Source organism: Bacteroides mediterraneensis (genome assembly GCF_016900355.1).
Classification (GTDB): Bacteria; Bacteroidota; Bacteroidia; order Bacteroidales; family Bacteroidaceae; genus Phocaeicola.
In genome coordinates this window covers 76,840-102,057 of the sequence record NZ_JACJKA010000011.1, presented here as the reverse complement: position 1 = coordinate 102,057, position 25,218 = coordinate 76,840, and the positions used below count along the sequence as shown (strand labels likewise).

16 protein-coding genes are annotated in these 25,218 nt (G+C 46.0%); 2 read left to right on the top strand and 14 right to left on the bottom strand.

Features of this window, described 5'->3' with window-relative positions:
• The first annotated feature begins 159 nt into the window (after nucleotides 1–159).
• Both H6A28_RS07675 and H6A28_RS07670 read left to right on the top strand, forming a co-directional pair.
• Nucleotides 160–3,162 carry a SusC/RagA family TonB-linked outer membrane protein gene (locus tag H6A28_RS07675; protein ID WP_430641272.1) on the top strand — a complete coding sequence of 1,001 codons (3,003 nt, stop codon included), beginning with the start codon at nucleotides 160–162 and terminating at the stop codon, nucleotides 3,160–3,162.
• 13 nt (nucleotides 3,163–3,175) lie between these two features.
• On the top strand, nucleotides 3,176–4,966 hold the full coding sequence (locus tag H6A28_RS07670; protein WP_204479639.1) for a RagB/SusD family nutrient uptake outer membrane protein: 1,791 nt from the start codon (nucleotides 3,176–3,178) through the stop codon (nucleotides 4,964–4,966).
• A 245-nt stretch (nucleotides 4,967–5,211) separates the two neighbouring features.
• Here the strand turns inward: H6A28_RS07670 and H6A28_RS07665 are convergent, their stop codons facing one another.
• From H6A28_RS07665 to tig, 14 genes are all read right to left on the bottom strand, one after another.
• Complete coding sequence (locus H6A28_RS07665; RefSeq protein WP_204479637.1) at nucleotides 5,212–6,105, bottom strand: helix-turn-helix domain-containing protein; 894 nt, start codon at nucleotides 6,103–6,105, stop codon at nucleotides 5,212–5,214.
• Nucleotides 6,106–6,240: 135 nt separating this feature from the next.
• Nucleotides 6,241–7,899: an MFS transporter gene (locus H6A28_RS07660; protein ID WP_204479635.1), complete on the bottom strand. Its 1,659-nt coding sequence runs from the start codon at nucleotides 7,897–7,899 to the stop codon at nucleotides 6,241–6,243.
• A 37-nt stretch (nucleotides 7,900–7,936) separates the two neighbouring features.
• On the bottom strand, nucleotides 7,937–9,013 hold the full coding sequence (locus tag H6A28_RS07655) for an HlyD family secretion protein (protein ID WP_204479633.1): 1,077 nt from the start codon (nucleotides 9,011–9,013) through the stop codon (nucleotides 7,937–7,939).
• Nucleotides 9,014–9,036: 23 nt separating this feature from the next.
• Nucleotides 9,037–10,374 (bottom strand): TolC family protein, encoded by a 1,338-nt coding sequence (locus H6A28_RS07650; protein WP_204479632.1) that lies wholly within the window; start codon nucleotides 10,372–10,374, stop codon nucleotides 9,037–9,039.
• A gap of 282 nt (nucleotides 10,375–10,656) precedes the next feature.
• Nucleotides 10,657–12,711, bottom strand: coding sequence for a DNA mismatch repair endonuclease MutL (mutL, locus tag H6A28_RS07645; protein WP_204473727.1), 2,055 nt, complete (start codon nucleotides 12,709–12,711; stop codon nucleotides 10,657–10,659).
• A complete protein-coding gene (locus tag H6A28_RS07640; RefSeq protein ID WP_204473726.1) occupies nucleotides 12,708–13,004 on the bottom strand; it encodes a hypothetical protein in 297 nt (98 codons plus the stop codon). The genes mutL and H6A28_RS07640 overlap by 4 nt, the downstream gene beginning before the upstream one ends.
• Nucleotides 13,005–13,007: 3 nt before the next feature.
• Nucleotides 13,008–14,741, bottom strand: a complete 1,734-nt coding sequence (locus tag H6A28_RS07635; RefSeq protein WP_239465303.1) for an OstA-like protein — start codon at nucleotides 14,739–14,741, stop codon at nucleotides 13,008–13,010.
• A 15-nt stretch (nucleotides 14,742–14,756) separates the two neighbouring features.
• Nucleotides 14,757–16,115 carry a peptidylprolyl isomerase gene (locus H6A28_RS07630; RefSeq protein WP_204473790.1) on the bottom strand — a complete coding sequence of 453 codons (1,359 nt, stop codon included), beginning with the start codon at nucleotides 16,113–16,115 and terminating at the stop codon, nucleotides 14,757–14,759.
• A gap of 75 nt (nucleotides 16,116–16,190) precedes the next feature.
• The gene (locus H6A28_RS07625) at nucleotides 16,191–17,450 is read right to left on the bottom strand and encodes a peptidylprolyl isomerase (RefSeq protein WP_204479630.1); all 1,260 of its coding nucleotides are present in this window, start codon (nucleotides 17,448–17,450) and stop codon (nucleotides 16,191–16,193) included.
• 119 nt (nucleotides 17,451–17,569) lie between these two features.
• On the bottom strand, nucleotides 17,570–19,045 hold the full coding sequence (gene guaB / locus H6A28_RS07620) for an IMP dehydrogenase (protein ID WP_204473724.1): 1,476 nt from the start codon (nucleotides 19,043–19,045) through the stop codon (nucleotides 17,570–17,572).
• A 175-nt stretch (nucleotides 19,046–19,220) separates the two neighbouring features.
• On the bottom strand, nucleotides 19,221–21,404 hold the full coding sequence (gene recQ / locus H6A28_RS07615) for a DNA helicase RecQ (protein ID WP_204473723.1): 2,184 nt from the start codon (nucleotides 21,402–21,404) through the stop codon (nucleotides 19,221–19,223).
• A gap of 142 nt (nucleotides 21,405–21,546) precedes the next feature.
• The gene (clpX, locus tag H6A28_RS07610; RefSeq protein WP_204473722.1) at nucleotides 21,547–22,797 is read right to left on the bottom strand and encodes an ATP-dependent Clp protease ATP-binding subunit ClpX; all 1,251 of its coding nucleotides are present in this window, start codon (nucleotides 22,795–22,797) and stop codon (nucleotides 21,547–21,549) included.
• A 32-nt stretch (nucleotides 22,798–22,829) separates the two neighbouring features.
• On the bottom strand, nucleotides 22,830–23,501 hold the full coding sequence (clpP, locus tag H6A28_RS07605; RefSeq protein ID WP_022053439.1) for an ATP-dependent Clp endopeptidase proteolytic subunit ClpP: 672 nt from the start codon (nucleotides 23,499–23,501) through the stop codon (nucleotides 22,830–22,832).
• A gap of 156 nt (nucleotides 23,502–23,657) precedes the next feature.
• Nucleotides 23,658–25,004: a trigger factor gene (gene tig, locus H6A28_RS07600; RefSeq protein WP_204473721.1), complete on the bottom strand. Its 1,347-nt coding sequence runs from the start codon at nucleotides 25,002–25,004 to the stop codon at nucleotides 23,658–23,660.
• Between the last annotated feature and the right edge of the window lie 214 nt (nucleotides 25,005–25,218).

Sequence of the window (25,218 nt, the reverse complement as noted above, 5' to 3'; positions counted from 1 at the left end):
TAGCAGCCATTTGTATTAGACTGCAAAGTTGCAAAATCAAGTCCGTTTCATTTCAAAAGACCGTGTAATTGACTATATTTCAATAATTTCAAAGAACTATTTATCCACTTTTACGGGACAGTAGTGAAATCATGTTTTAAAAAAAGTAGCTGCTTCCTACTGACAAGTGCTTTAATCAGCACTTCTCTGCCTGCTTTCGCTACTTCTCCCGAGACCAGTACCAATCTGGTGGTTCAACAACAAAGCCAAAAACTAAGAGGACAAGTCATTGATGCCAAAACAGGCGATCCTGTAATCGGAGTGAACATTCTGGTAAAAGGGACGACCAACGGAACCATCACAGACATTGATGGAAAATATGAAATCAATGCTCCCGTAGGTTCACTTCTTCAAATCTCTTTCATCGGATACCAAACTGTAGAAATAAAAGCCACAGCCGGTGAACAAACCATCAAGCTGCAGGAAGATACCGAAACTTTGGATGAAGTGGTGGTAGTAGGTTATGGTGTACAGAAAAAGGAAAGTCTGACCGGTGCCATGCCTACATTGAAAGAAAACAAACTGAAAGATATCACCACACCAACTGTGGAAAACATGCTGAACGGTAAGGTCTCCGGAGTGTATGTAGCGCCGGGCTCAGGACAGCCGGGTTCCAACGGAGCCGTACAAATCCGTGGTCGTGCCACGCTGAGTGGAAGTACCTCCCCGCTGTGGGTAATCGATGGAGTCATCGTAGGTGAAGACCCTGGTGTACTAAACCCCTCGGATATTGAGAACATGACCATATTGAAGGATGCAGCCTCTACTGCCATCTACGGTTCACAAGGTGCGAACGGCGTCATCATCGTGACCACTAAAATGGGAAAGAGCGAAAAGATGAAAATCAATGCCTCCGTCAAACTGGGTGTCAGCACCATGACCAACGGAAAGATGGAAGTGATGAATGGAGCTGAACTCTATGATTATTATGCATCCTTCCCCAATCAGGAAGACATCAAGTTCTCGCGCTGGAACCCCGAGTTGAGAAACGCCAACTTCGACTGGGGAGACTTGGCTTCACAGGCTGGCTTCACACAAGACTATAACCTCTCCCTATCCGGAGGCAACGAAAAAATGAGTTCCTACTTCTCCCTGGGATATTATAGTGAAGAAGGAACCGTAAAAGGTTATAAATATGACCGATACAGTTTCCGTTACCGCTCCAATTACAAACCCTTCTCCTGGTTGACCATCAAACCGAACATATCAGGTTCGATGAAGAATACCAACGACGCCCAGTACGATTACACCGCCAAATATACCATGTTCCCTTGGGATAGCCCATACGATGAAGATGGCAACCTGGTTCCCGACCGTTACAGCGGATGGGTGGACAGCTCTGACCTGAATTACCTGAATGCCCTTTCTTATGGGAACCATACCACACAAAAGACATACGAATTCTCTGGAAACTTTGACTTTGATATCAAAATCACCGATTGGCTGACTTTCACCTCAGTCAACAACTACCGCTGGACCGGATACTTCCAGTCTACTTACACAGACCCGCGTACCGACAGTGCCTCTGGTGTACAAGGACGTGTGGAAGAAGAGCAAACCAATAACATCCAACGCTACACCAACCAATACCTGACTTTCAACAAAATGTTCGGAAAACATTCCGTACAAGCCTTGCTGGCCTACGAATTCATGGATACCTCGGCCAAAGTCATCAATGCCAAAGGTACCGGTATTGTTTCTGGATTTGAAGTGCTGGATGCGACAGCCACTCCGGAAGAAGTCGGAGGAAATCTGACCGAATGGGCTAAACAGTCTGTGTTTGCAAAAGTAAACTACGCTTACGACAACCGTTATCTGGCGGAAGCCTCCATCCGACGAGACGGCGCTTCCAACTTCGGTGACGACAAGAAATATGGTAACTTCTTCTCCATCAGTGCCGGATGGAACATCAACCGTGAAAAATGGTTCAAGGCCGACTGGGTAGACGTTTTGAAACTACGTGCTTCATACGGTTCGGTAGGTAATACCCCTTATTCCAAATATCCGCAATATGGCTTGTATTCCGTATCTTCCAACTACAACGGTATTCCAGCCATTCTGATCAGCCAGGTAGGAAACAAGGACCTGACCTGGGAACAGACCTACACTGCCGGAGTCGGTGTGGATGCCAACTTCTTCAACAACCGCCTGCGTTTCGTATTTGATTACTATAACAAATACACTTCCAATATCTTATATCAGGTTCCGGTTTCCGGACTGACCGGTATCACCAGTCGTTGGCAAAATGTAGGAGAAATGCGTAACTCAGGTGTGGAATTCACTATTGGAGGCGACATCATCCGTACAAAAGACTGGTTGTGGAGCCTTGACCTGAATATGGGTTACAATAAAAATAAACTTGAAAAGCTATATGGAGATGACCCAAATATGATGATTATCGGCGGTGGCGGTAATGATACAAGCATTGCTGGAGCTGCAGAGAAAGTATTGAAGGTAGGTTACAGCACCGACCGTTATTATCTGCGTGAATGGGCTGGAGTCGACCCGAAAAATGGAGCTCCTCTGTGGTACAAGAACGACGGTAGCGGAGAAACAACCAGCAACTATTCTGAAGCCAAACAAGTCATGACAGAAGCTACGTCACCTAAATTGTTTGGTGGATTCAATACCACTCTGACTTGGAAAAATATTGATTTAAACGCTTCATTCGGATTCTCGCTCGGAGGTAAGATTTATAACTATTCCCGTCAGGAATATGATTCAGACGGTGCTTATACAGACCGTAACCAAATGAAATTGATTGACGGATGGTCACGCTGGGAGAAAGAAGGTGATATAGCAACTCACCCGGTTGCATCTTATGGAAACAAGAGCAATTCAAACAAAGCCTCTACCCGTTATCTGGAAGATGGAAATTACCTGAAACTGCGTTCTTTGTCTATCGGCTACAATTTAGACTTGTCTAAATATTATATTCAGAACATGCGTATCTATTTCACAGCCGAAAACGTATTTACAGTAACCAAATTCTCAGGTATCGACCCTGAAGTACCGGCTTACTATGATGAAACTACCGGAACCTACAAAGCTATCGGCACTGCCGGCGCCAACCTTTATCCGTCTACACGTAAATTCATGTTCGGTATTAATTTAACTTTCTAATCAGCACACATTTATGAAAAAGATAACTTCAACCCTACTTTTATCCCTTGGCATCACAGGAGGAATACTTACATCTTGTGACATAGAACGATTTCCCAATAACTACATGGCCACAGAGCAAGTAGCAGAAAACCAGGAGATACTTTTCGACAACATGTTAAACGGTATGTATGCACAGCTGAAAACTTGGTCAGACCCGATGCATCGTCTTGGAGAATATGCCGGCGACAATATGATGATCCGTGGTGCCTCAACCGATGCATTTTATGAATTCATCACTTATTCACGTACTCCCGACAACTATCGTCTGCAGAACTTCTGGGACTATGGATACAAAGCCATCGCACAGGCTTCCAACATCATCAACATGGCCAAACAGACAGACGATTCTACCATCAGAAGTAAATTGGGAGAATGTTACTATGTGCGGGGTATGATGTATTTCTACCTGTGCCGGGCTTTCGGACGTCCTTACTACCAGGCACCCGACAAGAACTTGGGAGTTCCTATCGTCAATGGAACCCCAGATGAGGACGCAATCAGCAACCTGTCTTTACCCGACCGTTCTACGGTTAAAGCAACCTACCAGCAGGCCATCAACGATTTGCGTACAGCAGAACAGATGATTACGACCTCGTTCCAGAACGCAGACTGTGCTTCCAAAGAAGCGGCCCAAGCCATGCTGTCACGTGTATATCTCTATATGAGCGGCACCTATGAGAACCCCAATACCGAATATGCGGACTCCGCGCGCTACTATGCCGATTTGGTTATCCAATCTCCCAACTTCCATCTGGTATCGCGTGAAGACTATATGAAGTCACCACGGACAGCCCCCGAAAACTATCCGGAAGATATTTTCGTCATCAAACGCTTGGCAGCCGACTTCCCCGGTGAGGATTATTATTATACCATCGGCGGTATGTACTCCAACATCGGCGGTATGGGATGGGGAGAAATGTATGCCAGCGCCAAATATCTTGACCTGTTGAACGAAACCAAACGTAACGACTGGAGAAAGGGAGATGCCGGAATCGTGGATGCGAGAGCCAAATTCATTGAGCCCCAATATTCCACAGACGACAACGGCAACTATACCGAGGTCTTGCGTTTCATCACTCCCAATGCCACAGGTACCGGATATACCTATGTACAGCTTCCTGTGAACAATACCTATACTGAATGTTATACGGTGGACGAAAACGGCAATCCGAAGGACAGATATCCCATCACTCCTTACACCATAGGCAGAACAGCTGATGAACAGTACTACACCATCAACTACAATGGAAGCAGCTACACAGGTGTCATTGATTATCAGATGTCACTCAACAATGGCTATCCGATGTTCTACATTACCAAGTGTTCTCGAGAAGACAACCTGGAATCACAGCTACATTCACCCATTATCTCCCGCCTGGATGAGATGTACCTGAACCGTGCGGAAGCTTACGTAAAATTAGGCCAACCGGAACAAGCAAGAATGGATGTCAACACCATACGTACACGGGCCATCAATGACCAAGCCGCTTACGATGCCACTACATTCGCAGCCAACGCAGCCCAACTGGTTGACAAAGAACGCCAACTGGAGCTGGCTTATCAGGCTGAACGCAGTTACGATGTGTTCCGTAATGGAGGCACGCTGACCCGACAGTATCCGGGACCTCACCCTATAAATGATGTACCAGCCACTGACTATCGTGTGACTTATTACATTCCACAGACAGCCATCAACTCTTATCCGAGCGGAAGCACCCTGACACAGAATCCGACAAGTGACGGAGGTGTAATTACGCATTGATAAAAATTCACCAGACTCAGACTGCCTCATCCCTCAAGATGGGGCAGTTTTTTTATCTAAAAACAACCACAGTAAAAACGCTTTGACGTTCGCTTAAAAACGCAAGGACGTTTCAATCCAAACGCAAAGGCGTTTCACCCAAAACGCAAGGACGTTTTAAGTAAAACGTAAAAGCGTTTTCCTTCAAACGCAAGTGCGTTTTTGGAACAGCCTTAACTATCTGAAAAACAACAAGAAAATTTCCGCTATTTTTCTTCAAACGATGTATTCTCTTCCGCACACCGATAATGCAAAGGAGAAAGTCCGGTCTCTTTCTTGAAGAAAGTCCCGAAAGCAGAAGCATTGGGGAAATGAAACTCATCCGAGATTTCCTGAATCGTTTTGTGGGAATTTTTCAGCAAGAGCATGCTGCGGCGAATGATGGCCCGAAACACCAGTTCCTGTACCGTATATCCGCATACAGATTTTGACAAAGCCGAAAGATATTTGGGAGACAGACACAGCTTGTCAGCATAAAAGGCTACTCCCCTCTCCTCCTTGTAGTATTTTTCCACCAGCCGAATCAGCTGGATAAAGGTATCAATCTTGTGTCCGGCAGCCTTGTTCTCTTCCATCAACCGCCGGCTGTAAATGGCACAGAGCCGATAGGTCAGGGCCAGCAGCAACAGTTTCCGTTCATGGCTGCCGAAAGGATTATCCGCGGCATGCCGGTAACGGCTGATCAGGGTGATATAACGGGCAATGTCTTCTTCCTCCCCTGTAGTCCATACATAACAAGGCTCCGGAGTCAGCGTAGCATAAAGATGCATGGCTACTACGGAACTGCCCAACAGTTCCCGAATAGGGTCTACCCGGTAAAACAAAATATCCACACGCAAGTTGTCTGTATACGTCCCGGCACAAAATTCCGTAGCTTCGGACAAGAAAACTGTTTCTCCGGCTTTCGCCGTAAAAGGTTTCCGGTCCAGCGTAAACTGAAAACTCCCTTGCTCACAGACCACTAGTCCCAGATAATCCATCCGGAAAGTTTTCTGCAATACAGCCGGAAAAGCTTCCACCACGCCTTCCGAACAACAAATATCCCTTCGTTCCACCAATGCCTGATTCAAGCGCATCAAGCGCTCTGTTTGTGTAGCCATAATACCGGTTCAAGTTATTTTTATACCAGTACGAAGATACACAAAAAAAGCGTCACGGCAGAGACTTCCATAGATATTCCCCGCTGAAAATATAGATTAAGAAACGAAAGGCCTCTCCGTGACGCATGACTATCTTCAAGAAACAGAAGCGGGAATCTTGTCCAGCCGCCTTTTCTTCCAGGGGATGAGCAGGAAAAAGACTGCACAGCCCAGACAACCGTAGAAAGTCCAGCCGGACATCTCCTTGACTGCCGACAGCGTGGCTTGCACCTGCACGGTTCCCTTTGCCGACATAGCCGCCATCTGTTCGGCTTCCTGCCCGCTCTTACCCTGATACTGCATGCCCTGTACCGTCTGCGCATAGGAAGCCGACACTTCCGGATTCAGCCGGTCGCGGTCTTGTGCGAAACAGGTGACATAATGTTGCTGGCGGTGTTGCATCACGTTCGTATAAAGTGCCGTACCGATACCGGGGCCCAGCGCCATCCGCACGGTAAGCATAATGCAAATCCAAGTAGAAAGATACTTATAGGGCATCCGCTGGTTGGCATACACTGCCGTCAGCGAATACAGCAGCATCATTCCCGTAGCCCGGATGATGACCGGATACTTCATCCGCTCATACAAGCCAGCAGTCTGCACCTCAAAGTACATGAACAGTGCCGAAAGTCCAATCAATACGAAACCCAACGAGAACAGGTATTTCAAATGTACTCCCTTACGTCCCAGCATGACGGCAATGACACAGCCGATGAAATATCCCGCCATGCTCCAGTTGTTCAATGCCGCATTCTGCCAGTTGTCGATTTTCATCCCAACTCCGGTAAACACGTTCACGAACAAGGCGCTGGAATTGAAAATCATCAGCAACAGGAACAGCAGGATTCCTATCCGGATGGAACGCAACTTGAAGATGTCCATCAGGAAATACGGAGAATACTGTTTCTTTTCCATATACACAAAGAGAACCGTAAAGCACACGGCACTCCCCGTAGCCCAGCAGATAGAAGGGTCATCGTACCAGTCGAGCACCTTGCCATAGACCAGCACGTAAATCACCGAAGCACACATCAGACAGAAAATCACCACGCTCCCGAATTTCCGGAAAGTGATGGGGAAACGGCGCGAGGCATAGGTGTGGTAAGGCATGGTGACAAACACCACCAGTATGGAGAGCAACAACGCCCCCATCATGAAATAATAGACGTACTGCCATTCATATTCGTATGCCAGCCAGGCAGTCAGCGAGGTGCCCAACTGTCCGAGGATCATAAAGAACAGGTAGATGGTCGGCATGCTGACGCTTTTCTCTCCGTCCAGCTTGTCCCATCCTTCTGCATCCACAGGATCATTTCCGGGCGTGATGTTACGAGTAGCCTCCATCCCGAACGCATACTTGATCAGCGTAAACAGGTTGACCATCATCAGCACCATCCGCAGAAATCCCATCACCACGCTACAGACCGCCAGCACATAAATGCTGTCAGTCTTGGCGCAGACGTAACTCAGCAGGTAAAGCAAAGAAAAACCGACGATGCACATCATCTTTTCCCGACGGAGGCACACCAGCCCGTAGAAGAAGGGCGAAAAGGCAGCCATTCCTACAGAGGTGAGAAAACCGACAAACTGAATATGTTCCGACTGGATGCCCAGTCCACTGAGCATTTCCCCACTGTTGGCAGTATAAACCCCGCTAGCCGTCAGAATCGGCACAAAAAGCAGGACCAGAATCAGGATGCCCAGCGGTTTGGGCATCCAGTTATAGAACGGATAATTTTTAGGACAAGAAGGCATAATTCTACGTTTAAAACAATTCCTAAAAACGTGACACTCACAATTTGGCCTTGACGACCACCATCATACCGGCAGCCAACCGGGCATTATCTTCCTCGGACAAATCCGTGAAATCAATGCGTACCGGAATACGCTGCTGAATTTTGACAAAGTTGCCGGCAGAGTTGTCGGTAGGTACCAGCGAATACTTGGAACCAGTGGCTCCGGAGATGGCCGTAATCTTTCCGGTAAACTCCCGGTCACTGAGGGCATCGACGGCAATCCGTACTTCCTGCCCCAACCTCAGGTTCTCTACCTGCGTTTCCTTGTAATTGGCCACAATCCATTTCTGACTGTCCGGAAGAATGTACGTCACACATTGTCCGGCAGTGATGTACTGCCCTTCTTCCAAGGCCCGGCGTCCCAGTTTCCCGTCACAAGGAGCCACCACCACGGTATACGACAGGTTCAGGCGGGCCATCTCCAAAGCTGCTTTTGCCCGCTGTATGGCAGCCTCCGTACTCTCCTTCCGATTAGATACCTCCTTGATACCCGACATCGCGGCCCGCTGCTGGCGTCGGGTAGCTTCCAGCTTCTTGCGGGTAGCCTCGTATTCCGTTTCAATCTGTTCCAGCTGAATCGGAGTCGCCGCATTGCGCTTTACCAGGTTCTCATAGCGCTGACGGTCTTTCTCCAGCTTAGCCAACCGAATCTCGATTTCAGCAATCGAAGCCTCATAGACCGAAGCCGTGGTCTGCGTGGTCTGCAAGGTGGCATCCATCACGGTAGCTCCCGCCATCGCATCTTTCAGTGCGGCTTCTGCCTCCATCACCCGAATCCGGTATTCCCGGTCGTCCAACACCAGGAGCGTATCTCCTTTATGCACCTGCTGATGTTCGGTAAAATAGATTTTCTTGATGTATCCCGATGCTCTCAGGTTTACCGGAGAGATATATTGTTCCACCTGTGCGTCGTTGCTCGTTTCCGTATGCTTGTAGTCCAAAAACATGCAGACCACTTCGACCACTCCCCACAAAAGGAGGGCAATTCCTAGAATACTGGCTAAAATCTGGCGACGACGTTGTTTTTTCAATTTCAAGGCTTTTTCCTGAAGCGTATGATTGGAAGTTTTCATATACAAAATAGTTTAAGAGTGAATCAATGAGTGGTATTTGTCTGAAACAAGCGGTCCAGTTGTCCGGTCAGTTTCAGCAAGGTCAGGTTAGCCACCTGATAGTTGTAGTGTGCGCTGAGGTAATTGTTCTGTGCCTCGCTCATGCGCATTTCGTCCTGCAGCACCTCCGTCATGGAAGCGATACCCTCCCGGTAGCGGTCGGTCGTCACCTGATAGACCTCTTCGGCCAGCAAGTAATTGTCTTTCTGCTTCTGGAAATTACGCTGGTTGTTCATCAGGTCGTTCGTGGCATTCAGATACTGCGTCTCCATGTTCTTCCGCATATTCTCGTAGTTCAACCGGGCGTTCTCCTCATCAATCCGGGCCTTCCGGATACGTGCCCGTTTGTCCAGTCCGTCGAAAATCGGCACACGGAGAGTCAGCCCCAGCCCGCTGGACGGATACCAATGGTTGGAAGGGCCAGAATGAAACCAATGACGAGCTTTGTCGGTGTAAGCCGAATACATCCAGCTTCCGGTCAGACTCAGCGAAGGAAGATAGCCTTGGCGAATCAGCTCTTTCTGCTGTCCGGCCAGTTTCTCCTGCGACTCCAGCAGCTGCAATTCATACAAGTCGCTGCGCAGCCCGGTCAACGAAACCGACTCCACCTGTTCTGGATTCACCGGTGTCAAGGCGATTTCTTCTTCCGCCGGATAGTCCATCACGTATTTCAACAAATTCAGTTGCTGTACCAGCATCGACTTCGCATTATCATACTGCACCTGCAGGTTCTCCAAATTAATGTTGACCCGCTTCACATCCACCTCCATGGCCATGCCGTTGTCGAAGAATGCCTGGGTAATGTCGCGCAACTCCTGCAACCGCGCCCGGTTTTCCTGAATCAGGGCCAGCTGTTCCACCGTGTTCTGCCCCAAGTAATACATTTTACTGATTTGCAGCATCAAGTCCTCCCGGGCCTTTTCGTAGGACAGGCGGTTCAGCTCGTTCATCGTGCGGGCAATATCAATGGCAGTGTACACCGTCTGGTTGTAAAGCGGCATCTGCAACTGCAAACCTGCCGACGCATTGTATTGCAGCGTCTTGGTCACGTTGTAGGGATTGCCGTACGCCGAACCATCGGTAACCGATACCGGAGGATTAAAATTGTCGTTGAACCCAGCTACTGCATTGATCTGTGGCAACAGCTTTGCCCGATTCTCGCTGAGCAGATGTTGGGCTTTCCGCAGTTCGTTGCGACTGCCAGCCAGCGAGAGATTGTTCTCGATGCCTATCCGCAGGCATTCTTCCAACGTGAGTGTGCGCTGCGCAAAAGCAGGTAACCACGTGAACAAGGAAGTTAAAATGACTACTAATTGCTTCATGTTTTTTCGTTTCTTAATCTGAAGCAAAGATAGTCTGTCAGGTACTTACGCGATTATTCAGAAAAGAGGAGGGGCTGTTCAGATTTTCCTTTTTCATCTCATTCTTTCCCCCAAAAGGCTCTTTGTCCCTCTTATACAAACCAAAAAATCCCTCTATTTTTGACCTTGCCTCTACAGCAAGTAAAAATAGAGGGATTTCTCTTTCACAGGCTACACTCTGTTTTACGATGCAGTCTGTATGTCTATGTACAACGGCCTTCTTTACTTTCCTGACCGTACACCTTACTTGAACATCTTTTCCAAATCTTCTTCTTTCAATACTGCCAGCACGGTCTTTCCGTCGGGCGTATAGTTCGGAGTAGACACGGCAAACAAGTCATCGACCAGCCGGTTCATTTCTTCATCGGTCAAAATCTGCCCCGGTACGATAGCGGCGGCTTTTGCCAAGGAAAGGGCCAGCATGCTCTGCACTTCCTCCTTCACCTTGCAGCCCTTTTCGATGGCCGTATGTACCATATCCGTCACCAGCTTTTCGGGATTCAGCCCTTCGATACCTGCCGGAATCCCGTTGATGGCATAGGTTCCTCCTCCCAGACTGCTGAGTTCAAAACCCAACGCGTTCAGGTCGTCCATAAATTCCTCAAGTACCGGAACTTCAGACGGCGAGAAATGTACCATATCCGGGAAAAGCATCCGCTGGGACGCATTCTTCCGGTTTTCTATCTGCGCCATATAGCGGTCGAAAAGAATCCGTACATGAGCCCGTTGCTGGTTGATAATCATCAACCCAGACTTGACTGAGGTCAGTATGAAACTGGCTTTATACTGATAATGACGCATGGAATTCTCCAGCGGCACTCTTTCTTTGTTTTCCTCTTCGGCTGTCGACAGCATGGGCTCGGCCGATGCTTCTTGCCAGTTCGCCGTTTCTAATGGCTTCGGTTCTTCTTCCACCGTATCCGACGGCTCCTCGTGCGACCGTTCCAGCCCTTCAAACAAAGGCTCCCATTCTACCCGGTTTTTATGTCCTCCAAACGAAGGGGTATAGTTGCCGCTCCGTCCAAAATCGGGTACCGATTCCCGCCGGTTCATCGATGAACGTACGGTAGTTTCCCGTTCACTCGAAACAGGTTTCCATTCCTGTCCTTCCTCAAAAGAGGGAGACGCTTCTACCCGTCCACTGGAAGCAGAGGAATAAGCAGAAGGAGGCACAGCCGAAGTGTTAAACGGATTATAAGAAGGATCAAAGCTGGTAGGCGGAGGAGCCACACTATAAGGAGAATTTTCAAAGGCTGGAATATCTGGCATACCCTCCGTATCGAAATCGATGGAAGGCACCGCATTAAAACGGCCTAAGGTTTCCTTCACCGCCGCAGAGAGTATCTGCCATACGGCCTGTTCGTTTTCAAACTTGATTTCCGTTTTGGTGGGATGAATATTGACATCGATATCCGAAGGAGCCACCTCAAAATAAATGAAATAAGAAACCTGCTCTCCTACCGGAATCAGGTTGTCGTAGGCACTGGCCACCGCCTTATGAAAATAAGGGTGCCGCATATACCGTCCGTTCACAAAGAAAAACTGACGGGCCCCTTTCTTACGGGCAGATTCCGGACGACCAATGTATCCGTGAATCTTTACCATCGTGGTATTGATGTCCAATGATAAAAGTTCCTGATTCAGTTTCTTCCCGAATACGCCCATAATCCGCTGACGCAATGGGATAGCCGGCAGATTCAGCATCTCCGTACCGTTATGGCTCAATACGAACGAAATGTCGGGATTCACCAACGCAATCCGTTCAAATTCCGCCACAATATTACTCAGCTCTGTCTGATTGGATTTCAGGAACTTCCGGCGGGCAGGCACGTTAAAAAACAGGTTCTTCACCGAGAAATCACTGCCCCGCTGACATGCCACAGGTTCCTGCTTCTCCACCTGAGAACCAGCAATCTGGATATACGTACCCAAGCCGTCCTCCTTGCAGCAGGTTTTCAACTCCACCTGTGCCACAGCCGCAATGGAAGCCAGCGCCTCGCCCCGGAACCCCATGGTATGCAGGGCGAACAAATCGGCCGCTTCCCGGATTTTAGAGGTAGCATGACGCTCAAAAGCCATTCGGGCATCCGTTTCCGACATGCCCTTCCCGTCGTCAATTACCCGTATGCAGGTTTTCCCGGCATCGGTCACCAGTACCTCGATGTTCTTGGCACCGGCATCGACAGCGTTTTCCACCAGCTCTTTAATGACAGACGCAGGACGTTGTATCACCTCACCGGCTGCAATCTGGTTGGCTACCGAATCCGGCAACAAACGGATTACATCTCCCGAGGTCATAATGTAAATTCTCCTGTAATCAGATAATGTAAAATATAAAGCAACACTACAATCGCCACAAACATGGCTCCATAACTCAGAGGTTTACGTCCGCTTTCCTTGCGGCGTTTCAGGTACGTCGTTCCTTCCACGAACTTTCCACGAATGTCTTCCGGATCAAACTCCTTGGGGGGAAGCATTCCCAGTTCACGTTTCGCAGTATCTTCTATTTTCTGCAATTTTTCCTTGCGCTCATCCACGTAAATATATTCATGGTGATAACCGCGAGGCTTTCTCATTGTAAACATTCCCATATCTTATTCCTCCTTCTTATTTTCAAACAAACGAGCATTCGGCAAGACTACCGGTCCGCGTACACTCTTCTTCAACTGGTCTTCTACTCGTTTACCGCGCCAGTTGAAAATATCGGCCTTATCTTTCGGACGGATATAATCGAACCAGACAAAGTTCTCCAACCGGTCTTTCCCTGCCGGAATCTGTGTCATCGGATACAATACCCCGTTCGATTTCGGACTCATCACCATCCGTTCGATTTTCTTGTCCTGTAGATAGATTTCCAACTTACTGGTCTCCGACACGTTCATACCAATCAGCGTACTGTCGGAGTCCATCGGATAATATACCACCCGTACGGAGCCTATCACTTCAGTCTTTCGCATGTCTCCGCCCACAAAGTAAGATTTCATCTCCTTTCCGGTCACTTGATTGTACAAGACGGAATCTATTTTTTCAACCGAAAGCGCCTGACCAATGATATGCGACCAGTCGATGGTACTATCGTTCATATACACTTTTATCTCTTCACCCAGAAGCTGCTGGTTTTTGTTCCAGATAATAGGATCACGGTACATGGTCAAACAACTGTCTGTCGTAGAGAAGACCAGTGAATCGGCTACTCCCTGTACATCTGTACGGTAAAAACGCACCTTATGGAAGGCCCGCATTTCACGGTACATGGAATCCGTATCCATGTGGAAGGTTTCCATCAACAATGTATCCGCATGCAAAAACAAGCTGTCGCCCTGTGAATAATCAATGGCTACAGCACTGTCAGTTGCAAAGGCATATCCTGTCTTTTCATTGTAGAAACCATATTCACCCGTCAGCATATTCCGATTGACTGTATCTGTCATCACCATCCGACTGAATGCTTCACCGACTCCGGTATTGCGGTCATAAAAAAGCGTGTCTCCTGTCAATTGCTTGCCTTGATTGGTCAGCACAGACCGATCATACAAGTCAGCCTTTCCGGTTACGGTATTGTAAATTCCTTTTTCTGAATAAATATGATTGGCATCGCTCCAGATATCCGAAGGTCCCACGATGTCGGCAATCTTAGAAGCCGTATTGTAACGCAAGGTATCCGAGGTCAGCGTAAACTGCGGATTGACCAGCTTCACATTGTAATTGAAAACGGACTGCTTGGTCTGCGGACTGTATTCTCCCCATTCAGAGGTCAATACGTTCTGTTCGTCCATCATGGTTCCTCCATCGAAGAAATAACCTAAATTGTATACCCGGTCATAATTCAAACTGTCTGTCAGCAAGGTAGTCGTACGGTTTTCCATCCGTACATTGCAACGCATCTCCGCAATCTGGGTCAATCCGTCATAGTACAAACGGTCACCATAGAGAAATAAGGTATCTCCCTGTACCATCTTCACATTACCAAAAGCTTCAAAGCTGCTGATTTTATCATAATAGCATGCACTGTCACAATACATGTACACACTGTCATGGCGGAACTCCACATTGCCGGTCACAATCTGGGCATCCGGATGCTGGGCATCTTTCCGCAGCAAATCGGAGTGCAACAAATACACCTTGCTTTTAGCTGCCGGACGCTTGGATTCTCCTTTCTGCTGGGCAGTCTTTGCCGGAGCTTGTTTTTTTTCCTGCTTCACCGGATGCTGAGGAACAGAAAGTCCTCCCTGAGCTGAAAGGCTCAGTATGGTCAAACAAAATGCCACAACCGGCAGGAGACGATGCATCCTTACACGGCCTGATTTTTTATCTGTATCCTGTTTCATGTGCAGGTATTCTCATCACTGTTTAATCCATCCCGGATATTTGAAATCACACTTACGCCAAGACGGATTGATTCGTACATACGTATTTTTCTGTTTCTCTACAATCCATTTCTGCAGTTTCTCTTCACTACGGTTAGCCGTTACAATATCCTTCAAACGCTGATAGTCTTCCGAAATAGTAGCTTTGTGGCCATCAATACGGTTTTTCAATTTCACAATGGCACACACCTCTTTTCCCTTAGCATTGATCATGGTAAACGGCTGAGAAACCTCTCCAATCTGCATGCCTTCTACGGTCTTAGCCACTTCTTGTGAAACCAGTCCAGCCAGCTGTTGCATTTCAAAACGAGAAGTAGAAGTCTGAGGATTAGCCAGCAAACCGTGGTTGTTACGGGTATCTTTATCCTGAGACACCCAAGTGGCTGCCTCATCAAAAGTCACTTTTCCCTTGCGGATATCATTGGCCAGCGTGTCCAACTTGTTCAGTTCTGCCTCGATATCCTTTTCGTCTACACGTGGCTTAATCAGGATATGACGATAACTCACACGGTCACCACGCTTTTCAATCAGTTGGGCAATGTGATAACCATATTCAGTCTGGAAAACCTTTGAGATTTTCTTGGGGTCTGTCAGGTTAAACACGACATTGGCAAATTCCGGGGTCAACTCTCCACGTCCCGTAAAGCCATATTCACCTCCACGACGGGCAGAACCCGGGTCTTCAGAATACATACGGGCCAAGGTAGAGAAAGTCGTCTCTCCCTTATTGATACGATCTGTAAAATCACGCAGTTCTTTCTTTACCCGTTCAATTTCTTCTTCCTTAATCTTAGGTTCACGCGTAATAATCTGTACTTCCACCTGTGTAGGTACAAACGGAATACTATCCTGCGGCAGACGGCTGAAATAGTTTCGCACTTCTGCCGGAGTCAGTTTGATATCTCCCACAATTTTCTTCTGCATTTCCTGTACGGTCAATCCGTCACGAATATTCTCACGCAACATCTCCCGAATTTGTGTGGAAGTCTTGTTATAGTATTCTTCCATTTTTTCTTTCGAACCAATCTGTTCTGTCAGCCAAGCGATTTGGGCTTCTACCTTCTGCAATACTTCCTGGTCACTGACTTCAATACTATCTATTTCGGCCTGATGGAGGAACAATTTCTGTACTGCCAGTTCTTCCGGTATCACGCAATAAGGGTCACCCTCAAAACGGCGGCCTTCATATTGGGCATTCAAACGTTCGTTTTCTACATCCGATTTCAGAATGGCTTCATCGCCGACCACCCACACTACCTCATCAATCACATTATCTTGTGCCATAGTGGGGACTATTCCTGTCAAGGCAAATAGAAGAGCCAAGACACCAGTCATGATCAATTTATTCATTTTCTGTCTATTTGATTTGTTTGGTCCGTTACATTACAAAGGACGAAGATACGGCATTAATTACTTTTTTCCGCTACAATTAACGGTTTTTAAAATGTCTTGGTTTATTTCTATTTGGAAATTTTGCTTTAATGCTTCCATTTGTGATTTTTCAATCGACAAACGATAATCACGTTGCACTTCTTCCCGCACATCTTGGAACTCTTCAGGCCCTTTTTTCAGACGTTTTCCCAAGATAAATGTATAAGGCAGGTCAGTACGAGGCGTAAAGTGTCCGCATTTGAATGCCAGCTTATCCACATAAGGATTACTTCCTATCTGAAACAGGCCGGTTACCACCTCTGCCTTCAGACCTGGATTTTCTTGGGAAGCCGCCGTAACTTCCTTCGCCCATTCCCCCAACGGCAATTTTTTCAACTTCTTTTTCAACTTAGAAGCGGCCTTCTTATTCAGGCAATGCACCACTCCCCCTTTGAAGTGAGGAAGTTCCCATGCATAATCTTTTTTATGCGCCTCAAAATAATTCTGCAAGTCCTGGTCGGTGACACTTCCTGAAGGTCCTCCGATATGACGTTTGTCCCAGTAAGCTGCCAACAATCCATCGGTCAATGTCTGTTCCCATTCCTCCTCTCCATCCGAATCACCGACTACTTCCGCCATCGTATCATCAGAGTTGGGGTATACGTCTTGCTTGCAATCCAACAAACGAACCACGTGAATGCCCAATGGAGAAAAAAACGGAGCCGAGTAGGCATTCTTCTTCAAGGTATCCAACCGTTCCGAAAATTCTTTTACCAGACATACTTCCGGAATCCATTCTCCATCCGAATAAGGCGAAGCCTCCACCAAGGGGTAATTCCGCGCAACTACTTCAAAATCCGCTCCCCCCTTTAATGCGGTATACACAGAATCCATACTTTTCCGGGCCTGACGCTCCTGAGCAGCCGACACATGCTGGGGTAACAAAATCGATATCTGACGAAATTTCACCCACTTCATGGAAGCTGACTGCAGGCTTTTCGCTCCCTTTGCCTTCCCTAACTCGCCCTGCAACACATTGCATTGCAACCGGAAATCGGGCAACGTATCCCATCCTTTCTTTCTGGCATCGGCCACTTTCAGTTTATAATACAAAAAATGAGGCAAAAAATGTTCGGCAGAGATACCATTTACGGCATGTATCCGCGCATAATAATGTTCAAATTCTTTCACAGAGGTGGCTTTTCCATCAATCCGGAACACAACTTCCCGCTCTTCTGCGTGAGCAGACAGACAAGCCCCCATCAGCAGATACACACACCACAACAGGATTCTACGCATGACTAACCTTTATTTATAACTTCATCAAACAAAAAAATCATTCCAGCCGTCAGGCAAGTCATTACGACCTGACTGACGTTCAGAATGATTATATGCGAATAAATTCAAAGAATCTTTATTTACTGAGGACGGCTGTAGTTCGGCGCTTCACTCGTAATAGAGACATCGTGCGGATGGCTTTCCAATACTCCGGCATTGGTAATACGCGTAAACTTCGCATTATGCAACTCCATGATATTGTGTGCACCGCAGTAACCCATACCGGCACGCAAACCACCTACCAGCTGATAAATTACCTCATACAAAGAACCTTTATAAGGTACACGAGCAGAAATACCTTCCGGAACCAGCTTCTTCACATCAGTTGTACCGCTCTGGAAGTAACGGTCTTTTGAACCATTTTCCATGGCTTCCAATGAGCCCATACCACGATAAGATTTAAACTTACGTCCGTTGAAGATAATAGTGTCACCCGGAGATTCTTCCGTACCGGCTACCAAAGAACCAATCATCACACTGTAACCACCGGCAGCCAATGCCTTGACTACATCTCCAGAATAACGCAAACCACCATCTGCAATCAAAGGAACGCCTGTTCCTTCCAAAGCTTTTGCTACATCATATACTGCAGTCAGCTGAGGAACACCTACACCGGCTACCACACGAGTCGTACAGATAGAACCCGGACCGATACCTACTTTCACGGCATCCGCACCTGCTTCTACCAGCGTTTTGGCTGCTTCACCCGTAGCGACATTACCTACCACAATATCAATATTCGGGAAGCGTTTCTTCGCTTCTTTCAATTTTTCAATCACATACATGGAATGTCCGTGAGCCGTATCAATCACAATGGCATCTGCTCCAGCGTTCACCAACGCTTCCATACGGTCGAAGGTATCATTTGTCACTCCTACACCGGCAGCCACACGCAAACGACCTTTAGAGTCCTTGCAAGCCATTGGTTTGTCTTTTGCTTTTGTAATATCCTTATACGTAATCAGACCTACCAGTTTTCCAGCTTTATCTACTACCGGCAGTTTTTCAATCTTGTTTTCCTGCAGAATTCTGGAAGCAGTTTCCATATCCGTACCCGGTTCAGTGGTCACGATATTTTCTTTCGTCATCACCTCATCAATGCGTTTGTTCATATCTTTTTCAAAACGCAAATCACGGTTGGTAACAATACCTACCAGGTAATTCTCATCATCCACTACAGGGATACCACCAATCTTGTATTCAGCCATCAAATCAAGTGCGTCCTTTACTACAGAACCTCTCTTAATGGTGACAGGATCATAAATCATACCATTCTCAGCACGCTTTACAATAGCTACCTGACGAGCCTGTTCCTGAATGGACATGTTCTTATGGATTACACCGATACCGCCTTCACGAGCAATCGCAATGGCCATCTGTGCTTCGGTAACCGTATCCATGGCTGCAGTTACAAACGGAATTTTCAACTCAATGTTGCGTGAAAACTTAGTCGTGAGTTCGACTGTTTTAGGTAATACTTCAGAATAGGCCGGAATCAACAATACATCATCGTAAGTCAATCCGTCCATTACAACTTTATCTGCAATAAATGACATAGGGCTTTATGCTTTAGATTTTATTGCGTGCAAATATACGAATTTTATTCAGATTTAAACCTATAGTTAACATCTTTTTAAAAAGCCAGTTTATCACTTAAAAAAAACAGCGGGTCAGTGTATACACACACCAACCCGCTGTAGAATATCCTAAAGAAATACTTTATCTTCTTTATCAATTGGCCATCTCAGAAATAAACTTGATACGTACCAACCGGATTTCATCTTCTGTATAGTCATCACCCAATTCATCCATGGCATCATCAATCTTGTCCGTAGTAGACTCCTTGAAATAATCATAAATATCCTGCATGTGGTCTTCATCCATGATTTCCTCCAAGAAATAATCGATGTTCAGCTTGGTACCTGAATAAACAATGGCTTCAATCTCATCCAGCAGTTCGCTGAACTCAATTCCCTTTGCCACCGCAATGTCGTCCAATGCCACTTTACGGTCAATGCTCTGAATAATCGAAACCTTCAACTTCGATTTGTTGGCTACCGTACGTACTCTCAAATCTTCCGGACGGTCGATTTCGTTCTCATCGCAATGTTTCTTGATCAGTTCACAGAATTCCTGGCCGTAACGTTTCGCCTTGCCAGCCCCTACCCCCGGAATATTCTGCAACTCTTCCAAAGTTACCGGATAAATCGTGGCCATTGCTTCAAGAGAAGGATCCTGGAAGATTACGTATGGAGGAACATCCAGCTTCTTCGACATCTTCTTCCGCAAATCTTTCAGCATGGAATACAATACTGGGTCGACTGCGCATGAAGCGCCACTCCGCATCGGAGTTTCATCCACTTCCTCCTCATCAAAATCCGCATCTTCTACGATTTTGAATGACTTCGGCTTTTTCAAGAACTTATGCCCTTCGGGCGTCACTTTCAACAAGCCATAGTTTTCCACATCCTTTGTCAAGTAACCGGCGATAAGTGCTTGACGAATAACTGCGTTCCACAATCGTTCATCTTCCCCCATTCCCGAGCCGAACACTTCCAGATCTTCATGCTTATGAGCCAGCACTTCAGAAGTCTCCTTACCCAACAAAATATCAATTATATAATCTTGCTTAAAGTTTTCTTTTACAGCAATGATTGCTTCAATCACTGCACACAATGAATCCTGAGCCTCCACTTGTTTCTTTGGATTTAAACAGTTATCACAATTACCACAATTATCTTCCGTATATTCTTCACCAAAATAATGCAACAATATTTTTCTTCTGCACACTGAAGATTCAGCATAGGCGGCTGTTTCCTGCAACAACTGGCGTCCTATTTCCTGCTCCGAAATCGGCTTTCCCTGCATGAACTTCTCCAGTTTCTGCAAGTCCTTGCTCGAATAGAAAGTGATGCACTGTCCTTCGCCTCCGTCACGTCCGGCACGTCCGGTTTCCTGGTAATATCCTTCCAAACTCTTCGGCACATCGTAATGAATCACAAAACGTACATCCGGCTTGTCAATCCCCATACCAAAAGCAATTGTTGCTACAATCACATCAATATCTTCTTTCAGAAACGCATCCTGATTGGCATTCCGTGTGGCAGAATCCATTCCTGCATGATAAGCACGGGCCTTGATTCCGTTGGCCAGCAGAATTTCCGTCAGTTCTTCCACCTTCTTGCGGCTCAAGCAATAGATGATGCCCGACTTTCCTTCGTTCTGCTTGATAAACTTGATAATGTCCTTATCTACATTTGCCGTCTTGGCACGTACCTCATAGTACAAGTTCGGACGGTTGAACGAAGACTTGAACTCTACTGCATCCGTCATACCCAGATTTTTCTGGATATCCATTTTGACTTTCGGAGTAGCCGTAGCCGTCAGTGCAATGACAGGCGCTTTTCCGATTTCATTGATAATCGGACGAATCCGACGATACTCCGGGCGGAAATCATGTCCCCATTCCGAAATACAATGTGCTTCATCCACCGCATAGAACGAAATCTTCACGTGTCTCAGAAAATCCACATTCTCCTCTTTGGTCAAAGATTCAGGTGCCACATAAAGCAATTTCGTCTTTCCGGCCAAAATATCCGATTTCACCTGATCGGTAGCCGATTTGGTCAGTGAAGAATTAATGAAATGAGCAATTCCATCTTCTTCACTAAAATTACGCATGGCGTCCACTTGATTTTTCATCAAGGCAATCAACGGTGAAATCACAATAGCAGTTCCGTCCATCAGCAAAGAAGGAAGTTGATAACATAATGATTTTCCCCCTCCCGTAGGCATTAAAACAAATGTATCCTTTCCAGATAATAAGTTCCGAATAATCGCCTCTTGGTTCCCCTTAAAAGTATCGAATCCAAAATACTTTTTAAGTGCTGCTGATAAACTGATATTTTCCGCCATTGTCCTTTGGATTTAGATGTTTATTGATTGTAAAAATATTGTCTCCGTATGTAACAAAGTTATAAACAACTTTTCATATTACACAAATATTTCGGCGAATATTTCATCGGAAGTTTTCATTTTCTCACTAAAAACTCTCTATTTATGCCATTTGCAAACGAGAAATATTTGCCTTCCCCATCTGTTGTTTGGCATAATCTAATGTCACGACAAAGCGGTCTACATGCTGCGATGGAATCTCAAACATGACATCGTTCATGATGGTTTCCACGATAGAGCGCAAACCACGAGCTCCCAATTTATACTCGATGGCCTTATCGACAATGTATTCAAACACTTCCGGTTCAAACTCCAGCTTTACGCCATCCATTTCAAACAGCTTGACATATTGCTTAATAATGGAGTTCTTAGGTTCTGTAAGAATATTGCGCAAGGCAGTACGGTCTAGCGGGTTCAAATAGGTCAGCACCGGCAGACGGCCTATAATTTCCGGAATCAGTCCGAACGATTTCAAATCTTGAGGAGCAATGTATTGCATCAGGTTGGCACGGTCAATCTTCACCGCTTCCTTTGCTGCACTATAACCCACTACATTGGTATTCAAACGCTGGGCGATTTTCCGTTCAATACCGTCAAAGGCACCTCCACAGATAAACAGGATATTTTTGGTGTTGACCGGAATCATTTTCTGGTCCGGATGCTTACGCCCTCCCTGAGGGGGTACATTGACCACAGAACCTTCCAGCAGTTTCAGCAAGCCCTGCTGTACGCCTTCGCCACTCACATCACGCGTAATGGAAGGATTGTCTCCCTTGCGGGCAATCTTATCAATTTCATCGATAAATACAATGCCTCTTTCCGCTTCTTCCACATTATAGTCAGCCACCTGAAGCAAACGAGTCAGGATACTCTCAATATCCTCTCCCACATATCCTGCTTCTGTCAGCACCGTGGCATCCACAATGGTAAACGGTACATGCAACAATTTAGCGATAGTTCTTGCCAGCAAAGTTTTTCCAGTACCCGTGCTTCCCACCATGATGATGTTCGATTTTTCAATCTCCACCTCATTGTTGTCTTTCGGCTGGAGCAGACGCTTATAATGATTGTATACCGCCACAGACAAATAGCGTTTGGCATCATCTTGTCCGATGACATATTCATCCAAGAACGCCTTGATGTCCTTTGGCTTAGGCAATTCCGACAGATTCAGATCCGTCGTTCCCTTTCCTTGCTGATGCATGGCTTCTTTTACAATCTCGTGCGCCTGTTCCGCACAACTGTCGCAAATACATCCGTTGACCCCTGTAATCAGAAAGCCCACTTCGTCTTCTGTGCGACCACAAAAGCTGCATCGTCTTTTGGTATTCCTTGAAGTTTTCTTATCTTCCAAAGTCTATCTAGTTTTGAATTAAATCTCCGTTATTATAATGAAGGTTTGCGTGAAAGCACTTCATCAATCATACCATATTCCTTTGCCTCTGAAGCTGTCATCCAGTAATCACGGTCAGAATCTGCCCACACCTTGTCGAAGTCTGTGTGAGAGTGGTCCGCAATAATGGTGTACAACTCTTTCTTCAACTTCTGAATCTCACGGGCCGTAATCTCGATATCCGAAGCCTGTCCCTGAGCTCCTCCCATCGGCTGGTGAATCATCACCCGTGAATGGGTCAAAGCCGAACGCTTTCCTTCTTTTCCTGCCACCAGCAATACAGCTGCCATAGAAGCTGCCATACCGGTACAGATAGTCGCCACGTCACTGCTGATAAACTGCATGGTATCATAAATACCCAAACCGGCATAAACCGATCCGCCCGGAGAGTTAATGTAAATGGAAATATCCTTTCCTGAGTCTACAGAGTCCAGATACAGCAGCTGTGCCTGCAGCGTATTGGCTGTATAGTCATCAATCTGTGTGCCGAGGAAAATAATACGGTCCATCATCAAACGGGAAAATACGTCCAGCTGCGTCACGTTGAGCTGACGTTCTTCCAGAATGTACGGATTCAAATATCCAGCCTGCGACTTAATGACATCATCAAGCACCATACTGTTCATTCCGAGATGCTTGGTAGCATATTTTCTAAAATCATCCATCATAATTCAAATATTAAATGATAACAAAAGAGGCTTCTAACCTCCTTCCTCCAAAGAAACAAAAGTACAAAACACTTCTGTCTTACAGAAGAAGTCCCGTTAAAAGCCTCCTTTTTTAAAATATTTTAGCAATCAGATTCGAGTACCAAAATCGTTTTATTGAAACATTTTGTTGAATTCTTCTGCAGAAACAGCCTTATGATTCAATGTTACCTGACCTTTCAGGATTTCAGCCAGTTTTGATTCAATGACACGGTTTACCAGAGCTTCTACGCTTTCACGTTTCTTCAACATTTCCTTAGAATAGTTTTCCAGCAATTCATCAGGAACGTTGATCATACCGTACTGAGCGAACTGAGCACGAGTAGCGTCTTTTGCCATTTCAGTGATATCAGCCTGTTCAACCTTGATGTTGTTAGCTGCTACCAATTTTTCCTTAATCAGGTGCCAAGTCAATTCGTCCAAGCTCTTTTCGTAGTTTTCAGAAACGAATTCTTCACCTTTATCCTTGTTGTTTTCCAACATGATGCGCTTCATCAGTTCATCAGCGAACTGCAATTTGCCCACCTTGTTAGCCAAATAAGTACGTACATCCAGCAAGAACTTGTAATCGCTGTCTGATTCAAACTGTTTTGCAATCACGTCCTTGATCTGAGCGCGGAATTCTTCTTCATTGTGAGCTTTTCCTTCACCCAGAACCTGGTCGAACAATTCCTGGTTCAGGTCACCCGGAATCATACGAGTGATTTCTTCAATCTGGAAGCTGAAGTTGCCTTTGTAGTTAGCTACTTCTTCTTTCTTGATCTTCAGCAAAGAAGCCAGTTCAGCTTCGTTGTTGTCAAAAGCAACCGACGGATTGAATACCAATACCGTGTTTACCTTTGCACCGTTGAAAATAGCTTTCTGCTCGTCGTTCTTCATGTAAGTAGGCATCATTACCGCGCCTTCTACCTGCAGACCGTTTTCTTTTGTATTGCCATTTTCATCCAGTTCAGCCAACAGACCCTTCAACAAGTCGTTGTCCTGATAGTCTTCTACTTTATCGTATTTAGCTGTACGCTGAGTGTACATCTTTACCTGCTGGTCTACCATTTCATCCGTTACGTTGATGTCATAGTAGTCAATTGTATCATTGTTAGACAATTCAACGTTAAACTCAGGAGCCAATGCAATATCGAAAGAGAATTCGAAGTTCTCATCTGTTTCGAAGTTTGCGTTGTTTTCCTTCGGCAGCGGAGTACCCAACATATTTACTTTGTTGTCACGGATATATTCGCCTACCTTTTCCTGCAACAGTTTGTCTACTTCTTCCAACAATACAGAAGTACCATACTGTTTCTTGATCAATCCCATAGGAACCATTCCCTTACGGAATCCCGGCATATTTACTCTCTGACGAAGCGTTTTCAGTGCTTTTTCAACTTTTTCCTGATAATCAGCTTTTTCAATCTGGACAGTAAGCACAGCACTTACATTGTCTACATTTTGCAATGAAATATTCATTTCCGACTTATTTATTTAATTATTAATTATTTCTCGTACAAATCAAAAGTGGTTGCAAAAATAATGTTTAATCTTTCAATAACCAAACTGACAAGCTAAAAAATCTTTACGGGCCAGAAATCCCCATTCTTGACAAAATCCAAAAACATCTCCCTTTACGAATCAGGAACTCCCTTCCTCTCGTAACAACTTGTCTGTAAAAAGCCCTTTCAGC

Bases quoted from the DNA above. Each gene is read 5' to 3' on its own strand.
- H6A28_RS07660 (WP_204479635.1), bottom strand. From the start codon at position 7,899: ATGCCTTCTTGTCCTAAAAATTATCCGTTCTATAACTGGATGCCCAAA.
- tig (WP_204473721.1), bottom strand. From the start codon at position 25,004: ATGAATATTTCATTGCAAAATGTAGACAATGTAAGTGCTGTGCTTACT.
- H6A28_RS07630 (WP_204473790.1), bottom strand. From the start codon at position 16,115: ATGACTGGTGTCTTGGCTCTTCTATTTGCCTTGACAGGAATAGTCCCC.
- H6A28_RS07655 (WP_204479633.1), bottom strand. From the start codon at position 9,013: ATGAAAACTTCCAATCATACGCTTCAGGAAAAAGCCTTGAAATTGAAA.
- recQ (WP_204473723.1), bottom strand. From the start codon at position 21,404: ATGGCGGAAAATATCAGTTTATCAGCAGCACTTAAAAAGTATTTTGGA.
- mutL (WP_204473727.1), bottom strand. From the start codon at position 12,711: ATGACCTCGGGAGATGTAATCCGTTTGTTGCCGGATTCGGTAGCCAAC.
- guaB (WP_204473724.1), bottom strand. From the start codon at position 19,045: ATGTCATTTATTGCAGATAAAGTTGTAATGGACGGATTGACTTACGAT.
- H6A28_RS07650 (WP_204479632.1), bottom strand. From the start codon at position 10,374: ATGAAGCAATTAGTAGTCATTTTAACTTCCTTGTTCACGTGGTTACCT.
- H6A28_RS07670 (WP_204479639.1), top strand. From the start codon at position 3,176: ATGAAAAAGATAACTTCAACCCTACTTTTATCCCTTGGCATCACAGGA.
- H6A28_RS07640 (WP_204473726.1), bottom strand. From the start codon at position 13,004: ATGGGAATGTTTACAATGAGAAAGCCTCGCGGTTATCACCATGAATAT.
- H6A28_RS07665 (WP_204479637.1), bottom strand. From the start codon at position 6,105: ATGGCTACACAAACAGAGCGCTTGATGCGCTTGAATCAGGCATTGGTG.
- H6A28_RS07635 (WP_239465303.1), bottom strand. From the start codon at position 14,741: ATGAAACAGGATACAGATAAAAAATCAGGCCGTGTAAGGATGCATCGT.
- clpP (WP_022053439.1), bottom strand. From the start codon at position 23,501: ATGGATGATTTTAGAAAATATGCTACCAAGCATCTCGGAATGAACAGT.
- H6A28_RS07625 (WP_204479630.1), bottom strand. From the start codon at position 17,450: ATGCGTAGAATCCTGTTGTGGTGTGTGTATCTGCTGATGGGGGCTTGT.